Here is a 6,635-nt window from a genome sequence, read left to right on the forward strand (position 1 = left end):
CACTCCCCGGACGGAGGCGGCGGTTTTGCGGGCAGAGAATCTTCAGACAAGCGTGTATGTCAATCAGGTGGAGACACTGTGGGCACTGGCGGACGCCAGGATGCTGGCGGCATTCCTGGAATGTCCGGTGCTGGCAGGCAGCCTGCAAAGAGGGGAGTATTTTTTATGTTAGTAGTGATTCGGGGCGCCGGAGATCTGGCCAGCGGTGTTGCGCTGCGGCTGTGGCGGGCCCACATTCAGGTGGTGATGACGGACATCCCGGCCCCCACTGCCATCCGGCGGACGGTATGTTTTTCCCAGGCCATTGTCCACGGGGAGACCACGGTGGAGGATGTGACGGCCCGGCGGACGGAAAGCCCGGAGGCAGCGCTGGCGGTGCTGAAAGAGGGCATCATCCCCGTCCTGGCGGACCCGGAGGGGAGCTGCATCCCGGTGCTGCGTCCGGACGCGGTGGTGGATGCCATCCTGGCCAAGCGGAACTTGGGCACGAAGATCACCGATGCGCCGGTGGTCATCGGCGTGGGACCGGGGTTCACCGCTGGAGTGGACTGCCATGCGGTGGTGGAGACCATGCGGGGCCACTATCTGGGGCGGGTGATCCATGAGGGAAGTGCCATCCCAAATACCGGGATTCCCGGCCTCATCGGCGGCTTTGCCGGAGAACGGGTGCTCCGGGCACCGGCGGACGGCGTGTTCCATCAGCTGCTGGAGATCGGCGCCCAGGTGAAGATGGGGGATGTAGCCGCCACAGTGAACGGGGAACCCATGGTCTGCACGTTGGATGGGGTCCTGCGGGGCATCCTGGCGGACGGTACGCCGGTCCACAAGGGCATGAAGTCCGGGGACATCGACCCCCGGTGTGAGGTCAAGCATTGCTATTGCGCCAGCGACAAGGCTCTGGCGGTGGGCGGCGGTGTGCTGGAGGCGGTTTTGAACCTCACCGGCGCGCTGGAGAAACGGTGACCGCAGAAGCGGCAGAAAGGACAACGGTATGGCGGAAAATGAAGTGAAGCTGACAAAGCTGGCCAAGTGCGCCGGATGCGGCGCCAAGGTGGGCGCGGGCGTGCTGGCTCAGCTGCTGGACGGCATCCGGGTCCATGAGGACCCCAACCTGCTGGTGGGCTTTGACAAGAGCGATGACGCGTCGGTGTACAAGGTCAGTGACGACCTGGCCCTGGTGCAGACGGTGGATTTTTTCCCGCCCATTGCAGACGACCCTTACCTCTTCGGGCAGATCGCCGCGACCAATGCCCTTTCGGATGTCTACGCCATGGGCGGTGAGCCGAAGCTGTGCCTGAACATCATGGCGATCCCGGAATCCATGCCCAAGGAGACCGTCCATCAGCTGCTCCGCGGCGGGTATGACAAGGTTTACGAGGCTGGGGCTCTCATCACCGGCGGCCACAGCATTTTGGATGATGAACCCAAATACGGCCTGGCGGTGACGGGTTTCGTTCACCCGGACCGGGTGCTCACCAATTCCGGGGCGAAGCCGGGGGATGTGCTGCTCTTTACCAAGCCTCTGGGCATCGGCGTCATCACCACCGCCGCCAAGGCGGAGATGGCCTCGGAGGAGAGTGTGGCCCTGGCCCAGCGGCTGATGACCACCCTCAACAAGGCCGCCCGGGATGCCATGGTGAAGTATCATGTTCACGCCTGCACGGATGTGACGGGCTTTGGCCTTCTGGGCCATACCTGTGAGATGGCCCAGGGCAGCGACGTGGAGATGGAACTCCATGTGGCGGATATCGACTTGATTCCCGAGGCAGTGGAACTGGCCCGGATGGGGATTCTCGCCGCCGGAATGTACCGCAACCGCTCCTTTGCGGAGACCTGGGTAGACGCCGGGGAGACGGAGCTTTGCAGGCAGGACGTTCTTTACGACCCCCAGACCGCCGGCGGGCTTTTGATGGCGGTGGACCCGGCGGACGCGGATGCGCTGTTTGCGGAACTGAAAAACTGCGTCCCCAGCGCCCAGCGCATCGGCGTGGTACGGGAATACCAGGGCGGAAAACGGATTTTCCTGCGATGAAAGAGAAGAAAAAGGACGTTCCCTGAGGGAACGTCCTTTTTTCTCAGTATTGTGCCTCTCTCTCCCGAATGGTCTGGTAGAGCCAGTCATTCACCGGGACGGCGATGCTGTGTTTTTGGGCCAGCCGGCGGATGGTGCCGGAAAACAGCTCCACCTCGCTTTTGCGGTGGGCCTTGCCGTCCTGGCGCATAGAGGGCTCTCCGTCAGGGGGGAACCCGTCAATGATGGACAGCCACGCGGAGACGTCCGCTTCCGACAGGGGAACGCCCTCGGCGTTGGCCACGGTCACCACCTCCCGCATGGCGCCCAGCATGGTGTCCCGGGCTTTGCCGGGGGCCTGGACGCCGCTGTAATCGCACTGGAACACCATGGTGGCCTGGTTGCAGCCGGTGTTGCACAGCAGCTTTCCCCACATGTGGGTGCGGATGTCGGGCGGGAGGACGTAGGGGAACTGGATGGCATCGAAGAAGGCGCACAGGCGGCGCAGATGTGTCTCGTCCTGTCCTGCGGGAACACCCAGGGCCAGTTCTCCCACCGGGTCCACGAGGACGTGATTCCCCTCTTTCCGGGCGGACATTTTCTGGGCAACGCACCAGACCACCTGTTCCATGCCGAAGGCTTCACCCAGCATGGGTTCACTGGCGATGCCGTTGAGAACCGAGATCAGCGTGGTCTCCGGTCCCACCAGATGGCGGCAGGTCTCTATGGCGGCGGAAAGGCCCGTAAACTTCACAGCGAAGAGCAGTACATCCACCGGCTCTGTGACGGAGGCGGCGTCGGTGTAATTCAGATCACACCGCGCCCCATTGTACCACATGCCGTCCCGGAGGTAACGCGCTGTCCGCTCCCGGTCTGCCAGCACCAGCACATGGTCCTTGCCCAGCGCCTGGGTCAGTGTAACCGCATACAATGTGCCAAGGGCGCCCAGACCGATGACGCCGACGGTCTTGATTTCTTTCATAAAAAGCCGCTCCTTTGAAAAAGAGCGGCGGAACCAGTCCGCCGCTCACAATCATATGTTTTTCAGGCAATCCGGGCCAGCCATTTGAGGTCATAGGGCTCGAACACGACGTGCTCGTAGGCGTCCACATCCAGCATTGTCCCATCCCAGTCGGAGTGGATGTCGCCGTTCTGCTTGATGAGGATGTCGTAGAGGATGTCGTAGGTGACGCCGTCATCCGGGTCCTGCTCCACAATGGTGGAATAGGGCAGCGTCTTGTGATAGGTCAGAGGCATGCCCTTGTAGTCAAAGTGGAAGCCGCAGCGCATCCGGCAGCCGTCCAGACCGGTGTAGCGGGCGATCTTCTTGAGATCCTGGAGGATCTTGTCGCCCTCTTCCTCGTAGAGGTTGTCCGGCGTGGTGGCGGTGTAGTCAAAGCGGAACTGGATGGAGGCGCCGGGGATCTTGCGGAACCGCTCCATATAGGGCACCAGCTGCTCGGCAGGGTAGTTCTTGTAGAGCACGCAGTTGACCCGGAAGGGAACCGGCAGACGGGCCAGCAGATCATCGTTGGACTCCACCACATAGTGCTGCATGTGGCGGGAGACGTTGACACAGGTGATCTTGTGCTTGTTGCGCTCCATGAAAGCCAGAATGTCGGATTCCGGCTGGTGCTCGGACACCGGCAGGGTGGTGTTGATATAAACCTTGTGGGTAGTGGGGATCTCGTCGAGCATCATCTGGAGGGATTCCAGATTGGCCAGCGGCTCACCGCCGGTAAACACAAAATCACAATTGGGTGTGATGGCGTCCATCCGCCGGATGCTCTCACAGATTTTTTCGGCGGAAAAGCCCGTCAGATCCGCGTATTCACCTTTGTTGATGCAGAAGGGACAATGGTTCTTGCAGTCATAAGGGACGAAGATCGTTACCGTGGCGCCGCCTTCCCGCGTCTTATAGGGATGTTTCATGTCGAATCGGCCTTTCAAAATAGGTGTTAAAATGACAGTTTCAATGTCATCTGCAATTCACGTCAGTCTAATATTTTAATCGTTTTTTCAGCACAGGTCAAGAGGAAAACGAAAAAAGATGGCCAAATCCAACAAAAAACCGAATTGGAAAAACCTGCTGCATTTACAGGCGGCGGGCGGTCACAGCAATGCGATCAGGGCGTCCACATTCTCGGCTGTGGTGGCCCAGCTGGTGGCAAAACGCACCACGGAGCGGCCGTCAGGCAGGGGTTCCCAGAAGCTGAATGAGACCTGCTGGGCCAGGCGGCGGCGCTGGGCCTCGTCCAGAATCACGAAGATCTGATTGGTGGGGTTTTCCATGTAAAGGGGGTAGCCCTTGCTGCGCAGGCCCTCCCGCAGGCGCTGGGCCATAGCGATGGCGTTTCGGCTGATGCGAAGATACAGATCGTCGGTGAACAGCGCGTCAAACTGCAAGCCCAGAAGCCGGCCCTTGGCCAGCAGAGCACCCCGGCGCTTGATGAGGGTGGCGAAATGCTCGGGAGCACCGTGGCGGGGGAACACCACCGCCTCGCCGCACAACGCACCCACCTTGGTGCCGCCGATGTAGAATGCATCGCAAAGTGCCGCCAGGTCCTGCAGCGTCACGTCGTTGCCGGGGCTTGCCAGAGCGTAGCCCAGTCGGGCACCGTCCAGAAACAGCGGGATGTGGAACTCCCGGCAGACGGCGGACAGCGCCTCCAGCTCTGCGCGGGAGTAGAGGGTGCCATATTCGGAGGGATGGGAGAGATAGATCATGCCGGGAAACACCATGTGCCAGTAGCTGTCGTTGGCATAGAAAGTCTGTAAGTAGTCTCTTACGTCCCCGGCGTCCAGCTTGCCGTTGCGGTGGGGGATGGTCAGGACCTTGTGGCCGGTGGCCTCCACGGCGCCGGCCTCGTGGCCATTGATGTGGCCGGTGTCCGCGGCGATGACGCCCTCATGGGGGCGCAGCATGGCGTCAATGACGATCTGGTTGGTCTGGGTGCCGCCGGAGATGAAAAACACATCGGCATCCGGACAAGCGCAGGCGGCACGGATCTTTTCCTTGGCGGCGTCGCAGTAGCGGTCCTGGCCATAGCCGGGGAGCTGTTCAAGATTGGTTTCCAGCAGGTGCTGCAAAACGGCCTCGTGGGCGCCTTCGGCGTAGTCACATTCAAAAGACAGCATGAGAGATTCTCCTTCATTTATAAAATAAGGGGGAGACGCTGATACTTCATTTTACCGGGAGCAGGGCGGTTTTGCAAGCGGGACTGTACACCCGGCAGGAAAAATGCTATACTAAATGCTTATGAAAGACAAGGAAAGGAGACGGATGATATGGAAACCCTGTCGGCGCCGCTGCAAACCCTGCTGAGCGGTATCACCGCATTTTTGTCGGCCCATCCGCTGGTGGGCAGCTGGTACACGGCGTTCGTCCGTTTTTTGTTCCCGGTGGTGGCCTTTCTCATTTTGTTCCGGGCGTTCCGGTCCCTGCTGCGGGTGCCTCATACGCCGGAGATCTGGGGCCAGCTGAGCCTTCCCAACGGCACGCCGCTGCAGCTGACCCACTGGGAAAATATCATCGGACGGGGAAAAACCGCGGATGTATTTTTGAACTACCCCAGCATTTCCCGGCAGCACGCGGCGCTGTGCCGGGGGGAGGACGGACAATGGACGGTATACGACCTTGGCTCCAAGGGCGGTACCGTGGTCAACGGCCACAAGGTGCGGGATTCCGCACCGGTGAAGCTGGGAGACACCATTACCCTTGGAGGGGTTCCGCTGCTGTTTCTGCCTCAGACCGTGGCAGAGCGGGAGGAACTGGAGGAAAAGCGCCGGGCGGAGCGTCCGGTGTCCAGCCTGCCCTCTTTCCTGGGACTGACGGTGTTCCAGGTGCTGGCCTGCTTGCAGCTGGTTGTGGCCTGCGGAGCGGAGGAGGCGCCGCAGATCGTGCTGGCCTTTTTGGGACTGACGATTTTGATGTGGCTGTACTTTGTGGCGCTGCGGTGTACCCGCTGTGTGGGATTTGAGCTGGAGACCATCGCATTTTTTCTCTCCACACTCTCCCTCTCGGTAACGGCCTCCAGTGCTCCGGGGAGCCTGTTCAAGCAGTTCCTGGCCATCTTCCTGGGACTGGGGGTTTTCCTGGTGCTGGGCCTTTTTCTGCGGGATCTTGCACGGGTGCAGAAGATCCGCTGGCTGATGGCGGCGGGGGCCATCGGCCTTTTGGGGATCACGCTGGTGCTGGGCAGCGCCAAATACGGCGCCGTCAACTGGATCTCCATCGGCGGCCTCTCCTTTCAGCCCTCGGAGATTGCCAAAATCTGCTATATCTTTGCCGGTTCGGCCACACTGGAGCGGCTTTTCCGCAAGCGGAACCTGACGCTTTTCATCGTGCTCACCGGTGTGTGTATCGGCCTTCTGGGGCTTATGAGCGACTTCGGCACCGCCGCCATCTTCTTTGTCACCTTCCTGGTGATCGCCTACCTCCGTTCCGGGGACTGGGCAACGCTGAGCCTCATCTGCGGCGGCGCGGTGTTCGGCGCCGGGATCATCGTCAAGTTCAAGCCCTACATTCTCTCCCGCTTTGCCACCTGGGGACATGCCTGGGAGGCGGCATCCACCACCGGCTACCAGCAGACCCGCACCATGTCTGCCGCCGCTTCCCGCGGGC

The 6,635-nt window shown here is 61.0% G+C and carries 6 protein-coding genes; 3 read left to right on the forward strand and 3 right to left on the reverse strand.

Annotation, left to right across the window (positions count from 1 at the left end; genetic code table 11):
• The first annotated feature begins 165 nt into the window (after positions 1 to 165).
• Together yqeB and selD are read left to right on the forward strand one after the other, a co-directional pair.
• Positions 166 to 963, forward strand: a complete 798-nt coding sequence (gene yqeB / locus QZL67_RS02960) for a selenium-dependent molybdenum cofactor biosynthesis protein YqeB (RefSeq protein WP_022289286.1) — start codon at positions 166 to 168, stop codon at positions 961 to 963.
• A gap of 28 nt (positions 964 to 991) precedes the next feature.
• Complete coding sequence (selD, locus tag QZL67_RS02965; protein ID WP_022289287.1) at positions 992 to 2,032, forward strand: selenide, water dikinase SelD; 1,041 nt, start codon at positions 992 to 994, stop codon at positions 2,030 to 2,032.
• Between the two features lie 43 nt (positions 2,033 to 2,075).
• Here the strand turns inward: selD and QZL67_RS02970 are convergent, their stop codons facing one another.
• The 3 genes from QZL67_RS02970 to QZL67_RS02980 form a co-directional block, all read right to left on the reverse strand.
• Positions 2,076 to 2,993 carry a ketopantoate reductase family protein gene (locus QZL67_RS02970; RefSeq protein ID WP_022289288.1) on the reverse strand — a complete coding sequence of 306 codons (918 nt, stop codon included), beginning with the start codon at positions 2,991 to 2,993 and terminating at the stop codon, positions 2,076 to 2,078.
• Between the two features lie 62 nt (positions 2,994 to 3,055).
• Complete coding sequence (locus QZL67_RS02975) at positions 3,056 to 3,943, reverse strand: 4Fe-4S cluster-binding domain-containing protein (protein ID WP_022289289.1); 888 nt, start codon at positions 3,941 to 3,943, stop codon at positions 3,056 to 3,058.
• 180 nt (positions 3,944 to 4,123) lie between these two features.
• Positions 4,124 to 5,149 (reverse strand): low specificity L-threonine aldolase, encoded by a 1,026-nt coding sequence (locus QZL67_RS02980; protein ID WP_022289290.1) that lies wholly within the window; start codon positions 5,147 to 5,149, stop codon positions 4,124 to 4,126.
• A gap of 150 nt (positions 5,150 to 5,299) precedes the next feature.
• Here QZL67_RS02980 and QZL67_RS02985 point away from each other — a divergent pair.
• Positions 5,300 to 6,635: FtsW/RodA/SpoVE family cell cycle protein (locus QZL67_RS02985; RefSeq protein ID WP_292919740.1), on the forward strand; the 1,336-nt coding region annotated here is incomplete at its 3' end.

Source organism: Oscillibacter sp. CAG:155 (assembly GCA_000436875.1).
GTDB lineage: Bacteria > Bacillota > Clostridia > Oscillospirales > Oscillospiraceae > Oscillibacter.